Here is a 14,650-nt window from a genome sequence, read left to right on the forward strand (position 1 = left end):
CGGCGGTTACCCGGCCATTGTGTCCTGCATCGCCTCGGTCCCGGAGGAGCCCTCCCGGTCAGTGTGCCCAGCCGCTCCACAGGAACAGCCGAGGTGCGCGCCCAACCGCTCGGCCCGCCAGTCCAACAGCGGCAGCGCGGCCTCCCAGCGGGTCCCCGTGCTCGCGGGCAGTTCCCCGTCCAGGAAGGACAGCGCGTGGGCGGCAGCGAGCCCCGCGACCGCCGTCGCCAGCCCCAGGTCACAGGCCTGAACGGCGGTGCGCCGCCCGGACTGCCACTGCGACAGCATCCTGGTCCAGTCCGCATCCCGGTCCGCGCGGTCCAGCGCCAGGCACCCGGCGCAGGCCGTACCCCCGGGCAGGACCAGGGGCCCGACGACCCCCGTCGCCTCCAGCACTCCGGCGTAGAGATGAGGAGTGCCCGAAGCGATCCACGGCTCGGCCGTACGGGGGTCGGGGACGTATGCCGAGAAGCCGTCGCGAGGGGCCACCACGATCAGCGACAGTCCCGGCTCGCCACCGGCCGGGGATCCCGCCGTCTCCGCCGTGCGAGGAGCCGGACCCGCGGCGGATCTGCGCACCAACTGCCGGGCTGCGGTGTCCCTGCGCTCCCCGACGGACGTCGGCGGAAGCCCGCCGGGCGACACGTCGCACGGCTCGGTGTGCCCGCCGTCCAGGACCTCCACCCGGCCGACCCCCGACCCGGACAGCACCGCGGCGATCGCGGCGCCGACCCGCCCGGCGCCCCGCACCTGGACCCGCATCGCCCGACGGGCCGCCAGCCGCCGCATCCCACCGCCCGGTTCGGGATGGACGACGGAGAGCGACGCCAGATCGGGGCGGTGCCGGTCCAGGGCGCCGGGCCGGTTCCGTAACGCATCGGCCTCCGGGCCGGCGGCGCGCACATCGTCGATCAGACCCGCGTTCGCCAGTCGATGCACCAAGGTGTCGACTTGATGGTCCGACAGATCCAGCGTGCGGGCCTCCTCGCGCAGCAGCGGCAGGCCACGTGTTCCGTCGAGCAGTTCCAGAAAACTGCCCGTGGCGATATCCAGCGGGCCGAACTTCACGGCATGGGCGTGAGTCACGCCGAATTGCACGGTGCCCCGGCCGCGCCATGCGCGGCGCAGTGCGGGCTTCAACATCGGATGCACGGCTACCCCCGGTCTGTGTTCCTTGATCCCTGTGCGCGGACCGCTGCACGGGATCTCCGCGAGATCCGTTCACAGAATGCAGGCAGGCGTCGAAGCGTGCGGAAAGTTATCCACAGGCATGGGGTATTAGTCGTTCAAATGGTGCATGCCGTGGAGTGGATCAAGTGTGAGTGGAGTGGATCAAGTGTGAACCGTCCCGGAGGCGGGACTTCCCGCACCGTCACCGGGTAACGTCGTGGCGTGCCCGTCGACCCGTCACCCGGAATCGCCGGGGAGACCCCCACGCGCAGCGCCGGAACCCAGCAGCGCAGCGCGGCGGACCGTCCGCCCCGCGCCTCGGCAACGAGCGCGGTCGAGGTCCGCAGGAGCAATCGCCGCAGCCGAACGGTTTCCGCCTACCGGGAGGGCGACCGCACGATCGTGCTCATCCCGGCCCGGATGTCGGAGGCCGAGGAGCGGCGCTGGGTGGGCGTGATGCTCGACAAGCTCGCGGCGCAGGAGAGCAGACGCGTCTTCGGTGACAGCGAACTCGCCGAGCGGGCCGAGCGGTTGTCCGCCCAGTACTTCGAGGGCCGGGCCAGGCCCGTTTCGGTGCGGTGGGTGACCAATCAGAACACCCGCTGGGGGTCCTGCACCCCGGCGGAGGGCAGCATCCGACTGTCGCACCGCTTGCAGGGCATGCCCGAGTACGTCGTCGACTACGTACTGGCCCACGAGCTGGCCCATCTGCTGGTGCCCGGTCACGGTCCGCGCTTCTGGCGGCTGCTGGAGGCGTATCCCCGTACCGAGCGGGCACGCGGTTACCTGGAGGGCGTGGTGGCGGCCGACCGGCTGCCCCATCTGCCCGCCGCGCGTGGTGAGTGACGTCCGCTGATTCTGTACCGGGTGTGTACCGACTTAGCCCGATGCCGGACTTTGCGGCTAGCCTGGCGCGACGCATTCACATTCGGGATGGGGGACGGTCGTTACGCATGGCCAGGGAATTCCAACGCGGCCACAAGGCCAAGATCAGCGATCTCACGCCGGGGACGGATCTGTACGTAGGTGTGCAGATCGGCGGTCAGGGACTGACCTTTGACATCAGCTGTTTCGGCCTCGATGCCAATGAGCAGCTCTCCGACGACCGGTATTTCATCTTCTTCAATCAGCCTAAATCACCCGAGGAGTCCATTCAGCTCCTCGGTGCCCAGGCCGGCGACACCGAGTCGTTCCGCGTCACCCTGGACCGCATTCCGGCGAACATCCACAAGTTGTCGTTCACCGCGACGGTCGACGGGGCCGGACAGATGTCCCAGATCGGCCCCGGATACATCCGGATCGTCGCGGGTGGCGAGGAAGTCGTCAGGTACGCCTTCAACGGTTCGGAGTTCACCACCGAGCGTGCGGTGATGCTGGGCGACTTCTATCTGAAGGACGTCTGGCGGTTCGCCGCGGTCGGCCAGGGCTTCGACGGCGGCCTCGAAGCGCTGCTGAAGAACTTCGGCGGCGAGGTCGCCGAGGAGGAGCCCGCCGCGCCTCAGCCGCAGGCGGCGGCACCGTCGTTCGCCCCGCCCGCCGCACCGGCCCCCGCCCCGTCCTTCGGAGCCCCGTCCGCGCCCCAGGCAGCGCAGCCGGCCTCGTCCTTCGGAGCCCCGCCGGCCCCGGCCCCGGCTCCGGCCCCCACGCCGCAGCAGCAGATGCACGCCGCGCCGACCATGGCGGCGCCGCTGGCACCGCAGGGCGGCACGGTGCCGCCGCCCGCCCCCGCCCCCGCTCCGTACGGGCAGCAGCCGCAGCAGCAGTTCGGGCAGATCCCCGGCCAGGTGCCCCCCGCCGCCCCGTACGGCCAGCAGCCCGCCGCCCCCTACGGCCAGCAGGCCCCGGCCCCGTACGGGCAGCAGCCGCCCGGAATGCAGCCGCCAGGTATGCCCCAGGGCGTGCCGCAAGGCGTTCCGCAGGCCGGTGCCGGTCTCCAGGCGGCGCTCCAGCCGTACAAGGAGGCGCCCACCGGTCAGCGCTGGACCCCACAGAACCAGCAGCTCATGCGGGTCGACCTCACCATGGGCGGCACGCCCGTGCTCGCCCGGCAGGGCAGCATGGTGATGTACCAGGGCAAGGTCGACTTCAGCTACAAGGGCGCCGGTTTCGCCGGCCGCATGGTGGGCAACGCCACCGGCCAGGAAATGCAGCTGATGCGCTGTACCGGCCGCGGCCAGGTCTTCCTCGCCGAGGACGGCTCCCATCTGCACGCCATCGAGCTCCAGGGCGACGGCATCTGCGTCTCGGCGGAGAACGTCCTCGCCTTCGACGAGTCGCTGCAGCACGAGGTCCGCAGGATCGAGGGCCACGGCATCCCCGGCGGCGCCCTGTTCACCATGCAGTTCCAGGGCACGGGCACGGTCATCGTCAAGACCCACGGCGTCCCCGTCGTCCTGCCCGTGACACCGACCACCTTCGCCGACTGCAACGCCGTCGTGGCCTGGTCGGCAGCGTCCCAGGTGATCATCTCCAGCCAGGTCCGGCTGCGCCGCAACGCGTACCCGGGACACAGCGGGGAGACCGTGAACCTCCAGTTCCGGGGCGCTCCCGGCAACTTCATCGTCGTCCAGCCCTACGAGGTCTGAGGGAGCCCGTCATGAACCAGCAGCTCGCGGGCTTCGCCCCGACCCCCGTCACGGCCCGTATGGAGAACCACGGCCGCACGATGCTCAAGGTCGCCATGGCCACCGGCCAGGACCTCTACGCACGTACCGGCTCGATGGTCGCGTACGAGGGCTTCATCCAGTACGAGCCCAACCCGCCCGCCGTCCGCCAGATCGCCTCCCAGTGGATCACCGGCGAGGACGCGCCGATCATGAAGTGCTCCGGCGACGGGCTGCTCTACCTCGCCGACTACGGCGCCGACGTGGTCGTCATCAACCTCAACAACGACTCCCTCTCGGTCAACGGCACCAATGTCCTCGCGTTCGACGGTCATCTGACCTGGGGGGTGGAGCGGGTCAAGGGCCTCGCCAAGTTCGCCGGCCAGGGCCTGTGGAACGTCTGCATCTCAGGCACCGGCTGGGTCGCCATCACCTCGCGCGGCACACCGATCGTCGTCGACTGCGGACGTGGCGAGGACGAGACCTACGTCGACCCGGACGCCCTTGTGGCGTGGTCCCCGAACCTCAAGGTGAAGGGCAAGCGCAGCTTCAAGGCCTCCTCGCTCATCGGGCGGGGCAGCGGCGAGGCATATCAGATGGCGTTCTCCGGCCAGGGCATCGTCGTCGTGCAGCCGAGCGAGGACAGTACCGACCGCCTGCGGGTCCGGAACTGACGGGGGAGGAGAACACACCATGCAGAGTCCGCTTTTCAGCTACACGGAACAGCAGTCCCAGGACCGGTACACCATCCAGAACCCGCAGCTCCTGCGGGTCTCGCTGACCGGCCACGACGACGTCCTCGCCCGCAAGGGCGCCATGGTCGCGTACCAGGGTCTGATGGAGTTCGACGGCGAGTACCAGTCGCACGGACAGCGCCGCGCCCGCGCGAACACCGGTGAGGGCCTCGACCTGATGCGCTGCACGGGGCAGGGCACCGTCTACCTCGCCAACCTCGCGCAGTACATCCACGTCGTGGACGTCGACCACGACGGCATCACGGTGGACAGCGCCTATGTCCTGGCACTGGACTCCTCGCTGCACACCGAGGTCATCGCGGTGGACAGCCAGTACGGCATCTCGGGGACCGGGAAGTACCAGCTCAACATCTCCGGTACCGGCAAGGTCGCGCTGATGACCTCGGGCCAGCCGCTGATGATGCAGGTCACGCCGGACAAGTACGTGAACGCCGACGCCGACGCGATCGTCGCCTGGTCCAGCTCGCTGCGGGTGCAGATGCAGGCCCAGACGCACTCCTCGGGCGTCTGGCGGCGGCGCGGCAACACCGGCGAGGGCTGGGAGCTCAGCTTCCTCGGCCAGGGCTTCGCCCTGGTGCAGCCGAGCGAGGTGCTGCCCCCGCAGAACCACGAGATCGGCCAGGGCATCCGGGCCCAGTACGGCATGGGCCAGCAGGGCGCCCACGGTCAGAACCAGAACAACTCCTGGAACTGAGCCACCGCGCACCGGCACGCACGGCACGGGTGAGGGGCGGTCTCCGCGGAGACCGCCCCTCACCCGTGCCTCAGGCGGTGGCTACCGGCGCCGCTCCAGCTCGGCGCGGGTCCGCCCCACCAGCCTTACGACCGATGCGTCAGCCACCGACGCGACCTCGTCGTAGGGGAACCAGCGCAGGTCCAGCGACTCCTCGCTGATCTGCTCCATCGCGCCCGAGGGCGCCAGCGCCGCGTACTGCACGTCCAGGTGCCAGTGGCAGGGCGCGGGGATCGGGTGGCGGTCCAGCGTCACCGGGCCGCCGGCGAGCAGGGTCAGGCCGGTGATGCCGGACTCCTCGGTCGCCTCCCGCAGCGCCGCCGCGGCGAGCGACACATCCTGCGGCTCGCAGTGACCGCCCATCTGGAGCCACATCCGCAGCTTGCGGTGGAGGGTGAGCAGCACCCGGCCGCGCTCCGGGTCGACGACCAGCGCGCTGGCCGTCAGATGGCCCGCCTCGCAGGCCTTCCACATGCCGTCGGGATGCTGTGCCAGATGGTCGAGATAGCCCTGGCGCAGCTCACACTGGAGCGGGTCCGGGTTCTCGTACCCCTTCAGTACGACAACGGCGTCTTCGTGCAGGCTCACCGGTCGGTTTCGCCCTTGTCATCGCCCTTGCCGTCGTTCTCACGGCTCTCGGTCCCATCGGTGCCGGGCGCGTCCTTGCCGTCCGCGGTGGGGCTCTGCGGGCCCTTCGCGGCCTCGCCGAGCATCTTGTCCAGCTCGGAGAAGTCCAGCTGCTCGTGGTGCACGAAGCCGTCCGGATCGTCCAGGTCCTGGGCCGTGGGCAGCATGTCGGGGTGCGCCCACAGGGCGTCGCGCCCGTCCAGACCGCGTGCGTCGGTGAGCGAGGCCCACAGTCGCGAGGCGTCACGCAGCCGCCGCGGGCGCAGCTGCAGACCGATGAGCGTGGCGAACGTCTGCTCGGCGGGGCCGCCGGAGGCGCGGCGCCTGCGCATCGTCTCGCGCAGTGCGTCCGCCGAGGTCAGGCGGGATTTCGCGGCCTCGTGGACCACCGCGTCCACCCAGCCCTCCACCAGCGCGAGAGCTGTCTCCAGCCGGGCCAGGGCGGCCTTCTGCTCCGGAGTGTCCTCCGGCTGGAACATGCCCTGCTGAAGGGCGTCCTGCAGCTGCTCGGGCTGCGACGGGTCGAACTGGCCGACCACGTCCTCCAGCTTGCTGGTGTCGACCTTGATGCCGCGCGCGTACCCCTCGACGGCGCCGAACAGATGCGAGCGCAGCCACGGGACGTGCGCGAAGAGGCGCTGGTGCGCGGCCTCGCGCAAGGCGAGATAAAGCCGCACCTCGTCCTGCGGCACGCTGAGGTCCTTGCCGAACCGCTCCACGTTCAGGGGCAGCAGGGCGGCCTTGCCCGCCGGGCCCAGCGGCAGGCCGATGTCGGTCGAACCGACCACCTCACCCGCCAGCACGCCCACGGCCTGCCCGATCTGCTGGCCGAACATGGCGCCGCCCATCGACCGCATCATGCCGATCAGCGGGCCGGCCATCGCCTGCATCTCCTCGGGCAGCACGTCGCCCATCGCGAGACCGACGCGCTCCGCCACCGGGTCGACCAGCTTCTGCCAGGCCGGAAGGGATGCCTCCACCCATTCCGCACGGCTCCAGGCCACAGTCGAGACCGAACCGGAGGGCAGCGACGTCACACCGTCCAGCCAGAGGTCGGCCAGGCGCAGCGCCTCGTCGACCGCGGACCGCTCGGTCGGGCCGACGCTGGCGTCCTTCGTGCCGTCCGGAGTGCCCTGCGAGACCGTCTGGCGGGCGATCTGCTTGGCCATGTCCCAGTTCACGGGACCGCCCTCGTAGCTCAGCATCTGGCCGAGCTGCTGGAAGGCGGCGCCCAGGTCATTGGGGTTCATCGAGCCGAACATCGCCGCGAACGGGTTGTCCCCGCCCGCGCCGGGGCCGAAGCCGAACGGGTTCGCCGGCCCGCCCGAGCCCTGCCCACCTCCGGTGGGGTCCTTCTTCTTGCCCTCGTCGCCGTTCTCCGGCTCCTCCGGCGGAAGGCCGAATCCGAATGGGGTGTCACTCACGGGTTTCCTCGGCTCGTAGGGCCGCCGGCTCGAACCGACGGCGACTGCCCGACATCACCATCCAGCGTAGACACCAAAACCCCGCGCAGGGCCTCAGTGCTCCGCCGGCTCCCGGCCTGCGGCAGGATGGACGCCACCTGGTACGCACGCGTCATTCGGGTACGTACTGAAGACAACCGCTGGAGACGCCCGGTGAGTTCCCCAGATCCTCAGGTTCGCGCAGCGCGAAACCTGCCCGCCCCCTCGACCGAGAACAAACCAGAAATGAGCCGCTCAAGGAACCGTGGCCCCGTTGTCGCGGTGACCGGAGCGGCGAGCGGCGTGGGCGAGCTGCTCACCGCACGCCTCGCGGCCTCCGAGGAGATCAAGCAGGTCATCGCCATCGATGAACGCCGCGGAGAGGTCTCCGAGGCGACCTGGCACATCCTCGATGTACGCGACCCCGCCATCGCGGAGAAGCTGCGTGGCGCAGATGTCGTGGTGCATCTCGCACTCGATCTCGACCTGGAGACCGACCCCGCCGCCCGCACCGCCTACAACGTGCGCGGCACCCAGACCGTGCTGACGGCCGCCGCCGCTGTCGGCGTGCACCGGGTTGTGCTGTGCACGTCGGCCATGGTCTACGGGGCGCTGCCCGACAACGACGTCCCGCTCGCCGAGGACGCCGAGCTGCGCGCCACGGCCGAGGCCACCGGCGTCGGCGACCTCTTGGAGATCGAACGGCTCGGCCGCCGCGCGCCGCGTGCCCACCCCGGACTCAACGTGACCGTGGTCCGGCCCACCGTCCTGGTCGGCGGTACGGACACCGCGCTGACCCGCTACTTCGAGTCGCCGCGCCTCCTGGTCGTCGCGGGATCGCGTCCGACCTGGCAGTTCTGCCATGTCGACGACCTGGTCACAGCCCTGGAATACGCCGCGCTGGAGAAGATCGACGGCGAGTTCGCGGTCGGCTGCGACGGCTGGCTGGAGCAGGAGGAGGTCGAGGAGCTCAGCGGCGTCCGCCGGATGGAGCTGCCCTCCGCCGTGGCCCTGGGTGCCGCCGCCCGGCTGCACCGGATCGGCCTCACCCCGTCGCCGGCGGGCGATCTGGCGTACACGATGCACCCCTGGGTGGTCAGCGTGAGCCGGCTGCACGACGTGGGATGGCGCCCCGGCTGGACCAACGAGGAGGTGCTCGCCGCCCTTCTCGAAGAGGTCGAGGGCAGGCACACCGTCGCCGGACGCCGGCTCGGCCGCAAGGACGCCACCGCAGCGGGTGCCGCCGGTGCGACCGTGGCACTGCTCGGCACCGCCGCCCTGGTGCGCCGCGCCCGCAAGGCCCGCCGCCGCATCTGAGGGCCGCCCGGCGGGAGCCCGTCCGAGCAGTGCCTTCTGTAGAAGGCTCCAAGGCCGGGGGCGGCCCGCCGGTGGAAAGCGCTATTCCGGCTTGTCGGCGCGGTACGGCACCATGGGCCCCATGGCTCCCACCTACGACCACCCCGGCGAGCGGACGGCGGACGACCCCGTCCGGCTGCTGGAGATCCGCGACACCCCGCTCTCGGTCGACGAGGTCTTCCGGGCCGTCGGGGACGACGCCGCGGGCGGCACGGCGCTCTTCGTCGGCACGGTGCGCAACCATGACGCCGGTCAGGACGTCGGCGCGCTCGGGTACTCCTGCCACCCCTCGGCGCAGGACGAGATGCGCCGGGTGGCCGAGAAGGTCGTCGCGAACTTCCCGGTCCGGGCGCTGGCCGCGGTCCACCGGGTGGGTGACCTCCAAGTGGGGGACCTCGCGGTGGTCGTCGCCGTCTCCTGCCCGCATCGCGCCGAGGCGTTCGCGGCCTGCCGACAGCTCATCGACGACCTCAAGCACGAGGTCCCGATCTGGAAGCACCAGCGCTTCTCGGACGGCACCGAGGAATGGGTCGGAGCCTGCTGAGCGCAAGTCGGCCAGGAGGCCGTCCGGACCGATTTGCGTAACCCCACCCCTGCCGTGAGCGTGGATTGTCCAGACGGTTAATCTGCTGATCGGTCAGTTGCGGTCGCTCATGGGGTAGGGAGGTCGTAATGGCAGCACTTGCCTGGTTGCTGATTCCGCTTTTCGCTGCGCTCGGCGCTGCGATATGGGGAAGCTGGGCCACCCGTAATCGAACGACCGGCGATGTCTCCGAACTCGCCGGCTATGCCAGGTTCCGTGAGGCGATGGAAAAGCCGCACTCCGGTTCCGATGTCGCCTGACATCTTCTCGCGCGTACGCAGTTGCCAATCCGTATCGCGGCTCCGACTGCCGACGCCCTCCGGCGCAGCCCGCGCCCGGCTCTCCGCCCCGTACGGACCGGCCCCGACGGTGCACTGACAGACCCTTCCCGTACTGTCGTTCCATGCCACGCCGCACCGCGACGATGCTCGCCTCCACCCTGATCCTCATCGCGCTGCTCTGCGCAGGCGTGCTGATCAAAGTGCCGTATTCGGAGATGTCTCCCGGGCCGACGGTGAACACGCTCGGCGAGGTCGGCGGCGAACCCGTCCTGCAGATTTCCGGGCACAAGACGTACCCGACGTCCGGCAACCTCAATATGACGACGGTCAGAGTCACCGGTGCCGACTACAACATGAATCTCGTCGAGTCCGTCTACGGCTGGCTGGCCCACGACAGCGTGGTCGTACCGCACGACACGCTCTACCCCGACGGCAAGACCGAGCAGGAGTCGACGCAGGAGAACGCCGAGGAGTTCAGCCAGTCCCAGGAGAGCGCCAAGGTCGCCGCGCTGAAGGAGCTGAAGATCCCGGTGGCATCGCGCGTCGTGGTCTCCACGGTCGTCAAGGGCAGCCCCGCCCAGGGCAAGCTGCACGCGGGCGACGTGATCAAGCAGGTCGACGGCGCGCCCGTCGAGCAACCCGAGGACGTCGCGAAGCTCGTCACCCGCCACGACCCCGGCGAGAAGGTCACCTTCACGATCATCCCGGCCCGGACGGCCCAGGCGGCCGAGAAGGCGGGCAAGGAGCCCGAGGGCAGCCGGAAGATCGTCATCACCACCGCGAAGGCGCCCAAGGAGGACCGCGCGATCGTCGGCATCCAGGCCGGGACGGACCACACGTTCCCGTTCCGGATCGACATCAAGCTCGCCGATGTCGGCGGTCCGAGCGCCGGTCTGATGTTCTCGCTGGGCATCATCGACAAGCTGACGCCCGGCAAGCTCACGGGCGGCAACTTCATCGCGGGTACCGGCACGATCGACGACAAGGGCAAGGTCGGCCCGATCGGCGGCATCAACATGAAGCTGGTCGGCGCGCGCAACGCCGGCGCCAGGTACTTCCTGACGCCGGACGAGAACTGCAAGGCCGCCGCCTCCGACACCCCGAGCGGACTCACGCTGGTGAGGGTGAAGACGATCGACGACGCGAAGAAGTCGCTGGAGAAGATCAAGGCGGGGGACACGGCCGGGCTGCCGAGCTGCTCGGCAGGCTGACCGCGCCCCCCGGCGGGGGAGACGCGATCAGGGCCGCTCGGTCAGGCCTCGAAGGTCGCGGCCAGTGCGTCGGCCAGGCCGGGCACCAGACCGGCGCCGGTCCGCACCTCGCTCGGGGTGTCCTTCGCACGCAGCCGTACGGCCGACTCACGCGTGCCGTCCCGCAGGACCGCCACGGTCATCCGGACCTCCTGGCGCTCCGGATGCTTGGCGACCCACTTGGTCAGCTGCGCGTCGCTCAGCCCCTCGGGCACGGAGGACTCGGCGGACGGTGGGAGCATCAGCCGCTCCACCGTCATCGCGCATCCGATCACCGCGTCGGGCCATGCGATCGTGGCGAGGAACTCGTCCAGGGCGGTGCCCGGCGGCAGCTCGTCCTGCTCGATGGGGGTCAGGGAGGAAGTCGGGGATTCGGAGCTGTCCAGCCCGAGCTGGGCGGCGAGACCAGGCTCCTGGACCCGCAGCTTGGCGGTGTCGACCAGGGCGAAGAGCCGGGCCGGCTGGTCCCAGCCGAGGCCGGAGATGTACTCGTCGATTTCGAGCACGGCGACGGTGAGCGGGCTGGCGGCCATCGGAGGGCCTGAGGGGGAAACGTTGGGCATGGTCAATATCCTGCCTCCTTCCGCCCCGGGAACGGGAACTAGGTAAAGCCTCAGTAAGTTGCATAGGTGGGCTCTACGATCGCTGGGCCCGCTTCACACGACCCGCGAACTTCGAGGTGCGCACGTTGGCTTTCCAGATGCCGGACCGCGGCGGAGGCCCGACCGGGCCACGGATCAGAGTCGGCCGCCCGTCCCGGCGTGCCCGTACCCTGCTCATGACATTGGGCGTCCTGGCGGTTCTCGCCATGGCGTTCGTCATGTTCGCCGGGTTCTGGACTGACTGGCTGTGGTATCGGTCGGTCGATTATTCGTCCGTCTTCACCACCACGCTGTGGACCAAGATCGGGCTGTTCCTCGTCTTCGGACTGCTGATGGCTGTCGCCGTCGGCCTGAATATCTGGCTCGCGCACCGGCTCCGGCCGCCGCTGAGCGCGATGTCCCTGGAACAGCAGAGCCTGGACCGCTACCGGATGAGCCTCGCCCCGCACAAGAAGTGGGTGCTGCTCGCGATCACCGCGCTCGTCGGTCTGATCGCCGGAGCATCCGCCTCCGGCCAGTGGCGTACCTGGCTGATGTATGTGAACGGCGTGGCGTTCGGACAGAAGGACCCCCAGTTCCATCTGGACGTGTCCTTCTACGCCTTCGATCTGCCCTGGTACCGCTTCCTGCTGGGCTTCGGCTTCGCGGCCACGGTGCTCTCGCTGATCGCCGCCGCGATGACCCACTACCTGTACGGCGGGCTGCGCATCACCAGCCCCGGAGCGCGGGCGACCGGTGCGGCCACAGGCCATCTGTCGGTGCTGCTCGGCGTCTTCGTCTCGCTGAAAGCAGTGGCGTACTGGCTCGATCGGTACGGCCTGGCCGTGAAGTCCAGCGACTTCAAGGCCACGGACAACTGGACGGGGCTGCGGTACGTCGACGCCAACGCCTATCTGCCGGCGAAGACCATCCTGTTCTGCATCGCCGCGATCTGCGCCGTGCTGTTCTTCGCGACGCTCTGGCGCCGCACCTGGCAGCTCCCGGTGATCGGCTTCGGCCTGATGGTGCTCTCGGCGATCCTGATCGGCGGGCTGTACCCGGCGATCGTGCAGAAGTTCCAGGTCCAGCCGAACGAGCAGGCCAAGGAAGCCCCGTTCATCCGGAAGAACATCGAAGCGACGCGTGACGCCTACGACATCGACGACGCGCAGGTCGACGACTACTCCGGCAAGAGCACGACGGACGACGACGCCAAGCTGCGCGCCAGCGCGAACGAGGCGGCCAGCTACCGGGTGATGGACCCCAACGTCGTCTCTCCGGCCTTCCAGCAGCTCCAGCAGAAGAGGAACTACTACCAGTTCCCCAAGACGCTGGACGTCGACCGCTACAAGGACGCCGCCGGCAAGGACCAGGACACGGTCATCGGTCTGCGCGAGCTCAACCTCGACGGCATCCCCAAGCGCAACTGGATCAACGACCACTTCACCTACACCCACGGCTACGGCGCCATCGCGGCCCGGGGTACGACGACGGGCAAGAACCCGAAGGGTTCCCCGGACTTCACCGAGTCCGGCCTGCCGACGTCGGGTGATCTCGGCAAGTACGAGCAGCAGATCTACTACGGCGAGAAGACCGAGCAGTACTCCATCGTCGGCGGGCCCCAGAAGGAGCTCGACTACGAGGAGGACGGCGAGAAGACCACCAGTTACAAGGGCGACAGCGGGGTCAGTCTCTCCAACGCGTTCAACCGCGCCGCGTACGCCGTCTCGTTCAGTGAGCCGCAGATCCTCTACTCGGGGGCCATCGGCGAGGGCTCGCGGATTCTCTACAACCGCACGCCCAAGGAGCGCGTCGAGGCGGTCGCCCCGTGGCTGACCATCGACGGCGACGCCTACCCGGCCGTGGTGAACGGCCGCATCCAGTGGGTCGTCGACGCGTACACCACCACCAACGGCTACCCGTACGCCTCCCGTACGACGCTCGGTGACACCACGGCCGACTCGCTGACCACCAACCAGCGTGCGGTCGTGGCCCAGCAGAACCAGGTCAACTACATCCGCAACTCGGTGAAGGCCACCGTCGACGCCTACGACGGCAAGGTCAAGCTCTACGAGTGGGACACCGAGGACCCGGTCCTCAAGACCTGGCGCAAGGCGTTCCCCGGGACGGTGGAGCCCAGGGCGGACATCCCGCAGGAGCTCATGGCCCACCTGCGCTACCCGCAGGACCTGTTCAAGGTGCAGCGCGAACTGCTCACCCGCTACCACGTCACGAACCCCGCGCAGTTCTACAGCGGCAGTGACGCGTGGCAGGTCCCGGACGACCCGACCAACAAGGAGTCCGGTGCCGTCCCGCCGTACTACCTGAGCATAAAGATGCCGGACCAGACGGCTCAGAAGTTCTCGCTGACGACGACCTTCACGCCGAAGGGGCGGCCCGACCTCGGGGCGTTCATGGCGGTGGACGCCGATGCGGCCAGCAAGGACTACGGCACGATACGTCTGCTGAGAGTCACTACCACGGTGAAGGGCCCAGGCCAGGTACAGAGCGAGCTCAACGGCAACGACGACGTCGCCGAGTTCGTGAGGAACCTGAAGGGAACCGACTCCGACATCGAGTACGGCAACCTGCTGACCGTGCCGTTGGAGGGGGGCTTCCTCTACATCGAGCCGGTGTACACGCGCGGTGGCACGCAGAACTATCCGCTGCTGCGCAAGGTCGCCGCCTCGTACGGGTCGAAGACCGTCTTCGAGAACAGTCTCGGGGAGGCGCTCAACGCGGTCTTCGGGGTGACGGACTCCGGCACCACCCCGCCGGACACCACCAGGCCCCCGGGCACCACGGAGCCGCCGGCCACCGGAGACGCGGCGCTGAAGAAGGCGATCGCGGATGCGCAGAAGGCCTACTCGGAGGGCGAGGCGGCCCTCAAGGAGCAGGACTGGGCCGCCTACGGCAAGGCCCAGGCGGATCTGCAGGACGCGCTCCAGCGTGCGGCGGCCGCCCAGCCCAAGTCGGGCAGTGCGAACAACGCGAGCGGCGGGAACGGCGCGAGCAGTTCGGACAAGACGAATAAACCAGACAAGGCGGATAGCACTGACAAGGGCGACAAACCATCCGGTGCTGACAGTGGTGGCTGAGTAACCCGGTAAAGGCTCACCCCCGCGTCGTGGTACGGTTTCACCACAACGACGCGGGGTGGAGCAGCTCGGTAGCTCGCTGGGCTCATAACCCAGAGGTCGCAGGTTCAAATCCTGTCCCCGCTACTGAAAGACGAAGGCCCGGATCCTTTCGAGGATCCGGGCCTTCGT

General features: G+C 69.3%; 13 protein-coding genes and 1 tRNA gene. 10 read left to right on the forward strand and 4 right to left on the reverse strand.

Annotated features, from left to right (window positions below):
* Positions 1-6 precede the first annotated feature (6 nt).
* Positions 7-1,152 (reverse strand): ThiF family adenylyltransferase, encoded by a 1,146-nt coding sequence (locus ACIRJP_RS15270; protein WP_404173154.1) that lies wholly within the window; start codon positions 1,150-1,152, stop codon positions 7-9.
* 240 nt (positions 1,153-1,392) lie between these two features.
* Here ACIRJP_RS15270 and ACIRJP_RS15275 point away from each other — a divergent pair, with 240 nt between their 5' ends.
* The 4 genes from ACIRJP_RS15275 to ACIRJP_RS15290 all read left to right on the forward strand — a co-directional run bounded on the left by ACIRJP_RS15275 (position 1,393) and on the right by ACIRJP_RS15290 (position 5,222).
* Positions 1,393-2,016: a M48 family metallopeptidase gene (locus ACIRJP_RS15275; RefSeq protein WP_404173157.1), complete on the forward strand. Its 624-nt coding sequence runs from the start codon at positions 1,393-1,395 to the stop codon at positions 2,014-2,016.
* Positions 2,017-2,123: 107 nt separating this feature from the next.
* Entirely contained in the window at positions 2,124-3,755 is a 1,632-nt protein-coding gene (locus ACIRJP_RS15280; protein ID WP_404173160.1) for a TerD family protein, read from the forward strand.
* 11 nt (positions 3,756-3,766) lie between these two features.
* Positions 3,767-4,447: an AIM24 family protein gene (locus ACIRJP_RS15285; protein ID WP_404173163.1), complete on the forward strand. Its 681-nt coding sequence runs from the start codon at positions 3,767-3,769 to the stop codon at positions 4,445-4,447.
* Between the two features lie 19 nt (positions 4,448-4,466).
* Positions 4,467-5,222 (forward strand): AIM24 family protein, encoded by a 756-nt coding sequence (locus ACIRJP_RS15290; RefSeq protein WP_404173166.1) that lies wholly within the window; start codon positions 4,467-4,469, stop codon positions 5,220-5,222.
* 81 nt (positions 5,223-5,303) lie between these two features.
* Here the strand turns inward: ACIRJP_RS15290 and ACIRJP_RS15295 are convergent, their stop codons facing one another.
* Both ACIRJP_RS15295 and ACIRJP_RS15300 read right to left on the reverse strand, forming a co-directional pair.
* The gene (locus ACIRJP_RS15295; protein WP_404173169.1) at positions 5,304-5,849 is read right to left on the reverse strand and encodes an NUDIX hydrolase; all 546 of its coding nucleotides are present in this window, start codon (positions 5,847-5,849) and stop codon (positions 5,304-5,306) included.
* Entirely contained in the window at positions 5,846-7,312 is a 1,467-nt protein-coding gene (locus ACIRJP_RS15300; RefSeq protein WP_404173172.1) for a zinc-dependent metalloprotease, read from the reverse strand. Before ACIRJP_RS15300 ends, ACIRJP_RS15295 begins: the two co-directional genes overlap by 4 nt.
* Positions 7,313-7,504: 192 nt before the next feature.
* Here ACIRJP_RS15300 and ACIRJP_RS15305 point away from each other — a divergent pair, with 192 nt between their 5' ends.
* From ACIRJP_RS15305 to ACIRJP_RS15320, 4 genes are all read left to right on the forward strand, one after another.
* Positions 7,505-8,647, forward strand: coding sequence for an SDR family oxidoreductase (locus ACIRJP_RS15305; RefSeq protein ID WP_404173175.1), 1,143 nt, complete (start codon positions 7,505-7,507; stop codon positions 8,645-8,647).
* 121 nt (positions 8,648-8,768) lie between these two features.
* Positions 8,769-9,230 carry a molybdenum cofactor biosynthesis protein MoaE gene (locus tag ACIRJP_RS15310; RefSeq protein WP_404173178.1) on the forward strand — a complete coding sequence of 154 codons (462 nt, stop codon included), beginning with the start codon at positions 8,769-8,771 and terminating at the stop codon, positions 9,228-9,230.
* Positions 9,231-9,358: 128 nt separating this feature from the next.
* On the forward strand, positions 9,359-9,529 hold the full coding sequence (locus ACIRJP_RS15315; protein WP_385824533.1) for a hypothetical protein: 171 nt from the start codon (positions 9,359-9,361) through the stop codon (positions 9,527-9,529).
* A 143-nt stretch (positions 9,530-9,672) separates the two neighbouring features.
* Positions 9,673-10,761: a PDZ domain-containing protein gene (locus ACIRJP_RS15320; RefSeq protein ID WP_404173183.1), complete on the forward strand. Its 1,089-nt coding sequence runs from the start codon at positions 9,673-9,675 to the stop codon at positions 10,759-10,761.
* Between the two features lie 41 nt (positions 10,762-10,802).
* On the opposite strand, the gene ACIRJP_RS15325 is transcribed toward ACIRJP_RS15320, so the two are convergent.
* On the reverse strand, positions 10,803-11,363 hold the full coding sequence (locus ACIRJP_RS15325; RefSeq protein WP_404173187.1) for a PPA1309 family protein: 561 nt from the start codon (positions 11,361-11,363) through the stop codon (positions 10,803-10,805).
* 137 nt (positions 11,364-11,500) lie between these two features.
* On the opposite strand from ACIRJP_RS15325, the gene ACIRJP_RS15330 reads away from it, so the two are divergent.
* Entirely contained in the window at positions 11,501-14,479 is a 2,979-nt protein-coding gene (locus tag ACIRJP_RS15330; protein ID WP_404173435.1) for a UPF0182 family protein, read from the forward strand.
* 52 nt (positions 14,480-14,531) lie between these two features.
* A tRNA-Met gene (locus ACIRJP_RS15335) sits at positions 14,532-14,605 on the forward strand.
* The last annotated feature ends 45 nt before the right edge of the window (positions 14,606-14,650 follow it).

Origin of the sequence: Streptomyces sp. NPDC102437 (assembly GCF_044765565.1) — a bacterium.
GTDB lineage: Bacteria > Actinomycetota > Actinomycetes > Streptomycetales > Streptomycetaceae > Streptomyces.